General features: G+C 27.1%; 1 protein-coding gene. It reads right to left on the reverse strand.

The genetic code is table 11. The annotated features are described in order from the left end of the window. Positions 1-210 precede the first annotated feature (210 nt). Positions 211-2487 (reverse strand): type VI secretion system Vgr family protein (locus tag AJ884_RS10025; protein ID WP_070286467.1); only part of this gene is annotated, 2277 nt, incomplete at its 5' end.

The following is a 2487-nucleotide window of genomic DNA, read 5'->3' on the forward strand; positions in this document are numbered from 1 at the left end:
ACACCAATATACCTTACGACGTTTCTCTAAAAATACTTCAGGCACGGGATAATCTTTTAAAAACTCTTTCACTTCTTTAAGTTTATTATCTTTAATAAGATCAAAAAACTCCCAACCTAACTCCCTTATAGCTTCTTCATCCATAGCTTGCATTTCTTCTAAAGTTTTCATGTGTTTTTCCTTGTGTTGTTATAATTTAAAAAATTAGTTTTAATCCACTCTTAGATCACCGCCTTTGATCCTTAAGCCCTTATCGTCTATAATAATTTGCATTTTACCTACTTGTATTGCAATTTTATCTTCTGTTTGAGAAATGATTGTATTTTTTACCCTAGAAACAATATGTTCTTGTGCTACTAAAACGCTATCTTTGTTTGCTAAAGTATTAACTCTATCAGCTGCAAAAGTACAATCTTTTCTAGCTTTAAAACTAATAGAATCATCTGCTTCGGCTTTAATATATTCATTTGTTTCCAAGGTCATATCTTTTTTGGAATAAAATTTTACAGAGTGGTTAGTTTGGAGCACATAAGAACCTCTTATGGTTTCATTTTTATTATGTCCTACTCTATAAATAGAATCATTTTTAATATCTTGTTCTAGATTATTATTTACAAAGACTCTTTTGTCATTTCCTATTTTTTCTTCGTGGTTTTGCCCTATGTTTATTTCATTGCTAATCCCCACATTTAAAGTATTACTTAAACCTACATTGGTATCTTTAGAGAGTAAAGTATTTTCTAAATATTCAGCCCCTACATTGACATTTTTAAATCCTGCGATATTTTGCATATGACCTAAAGTGATAAATTCAGTATATAAGGCTCCTACTTCTGAAGTTTTATTATTTTTTATGGTTTGCTCATAATTATTACCTATTTCTTCTTTATAATCTTTTTGCGCTAAGATATAAATTTCTTCTTTGTCTTTGTCGTTTTTTAGGGTAATTTCATTCCTTGCTCTTGCATCGGTGTTATCCACTCCTATTGTAGAATTTGCTAAAGTAAGATAATGATTATTAATAGAGCTTAATTCATAATCTGTATTTTCTTGAAGTTTTAAGGTATCTAAGCCTTGATTGATCATAATAGGAACTTCGCTTAAATAACTTAAAGTGCTAGTGGCAATCTCTCTTTGATATCTTGGATAATTATATTGAGGCATAGTTGTAGTCCCATTATACAAACTTCCACTTACATAAGGTTTATCTATATCATCATCTAAAAAAGAAATAATCACTTCATCTCCTATTCTTGGAGTATGAAAAAAACCTGAATGATTACTTGCTATACTAGAAGCTACTCTTAAAAAAGGAGTGTGATGATATAAACTTTCTTTTTCATCTAATTCTTCTTGATTGGCATAAAGATTAATCCTTACCTTAACCCTTCCATGCTCATCAGTATAAATAGTATTCCTCTCACTTTCTATATCCTTACTCTCTCCTATAACAATACCTTGAGTGCTATTAGGAGCTTTAGGTTTAGCTTTAAAACTTGGAGTAAAGATAATATTCTTTTTTAATAAAGTTAAAGTATTAGAATAAGATTTACTTAAATTTAAATCTTTTAAATTTAAATGATCATTCGTATTAATAGAATTAGCTAAGATGGCATCATCAATTAAGATTTGAGTATTAGCAATAATAATAAAGTCTTTAAGCAAAGAAGCTTTATCTTGTTTTTCTTCATCTTGATTTTTTATTTCTTCTTGATGATTAAACTCCTTATAATTTAAAGTGATAAAATCTCCTAAGCTAAGATGATAAATATTACTTTTTGCTAGTAAGCTTTCATTTAATACTAAGGCTCTTTTTTCTTTAAGAGAAGGCTTAGTCTTTAAATCAATGCTTTTTGTAAAAGAATATTCACTCTCATAAAAATGTTCATTATAATAAGCTTTGTTATTAAGTTCTTGTTCATAAGGAACTTTATTAGAGTGTAAGGATAAAAGATTTAAAGGAGTATTGGCATTAATACTAGAATGCGTAAAAGAATTAGTTCTTAAGCTTTGTTCTTTATAAATAGAAGAAATACAAGCTTGATTTAAAATATTATTAATATTAGGATTATACTCAATTTCTTTATTTTTTACATTTTTATACACATCACAAAAATAAATAGTGTTCTCATCTTCATAAAAAAAGATTCCATTATTATGGCTTAATCTTGTAATAAAGTCTAAATCACTTTCATTGTATTGAGAGATGAGTTCTTGTTTTTCATAATTAAAATGTATATTAGAATAATCAATTTCTTTATGTAAGATATCTTGATAAAAACCAAGGGTTTGTTTAATCACTTCTATAATATTAGTATGAGTATAAATACGATTGGCTTTATTTAAAGAAAGTCTTATCAAGACTGATTGAAGCTTAAAAGAAAAAAAATGCTTGTATTTTATTTGCTTAGTATTTGAAGCGCTATCATTAATATTTAAAGCACTTTCATGATTAATACCTAGATATTTTATATAAGTGATAATTCC

The sequence above is a fragment of the Campylobacter sp. BCW_6463 genome, assembly GCF_001762785.1.
Taxonomy (GTDB): Bacteria; Campylobacterota; Campylobacteria; order Campylobacterales; family Campylobacteraceae; genus Campylobacter_D; species Campylobacter_D jejuni.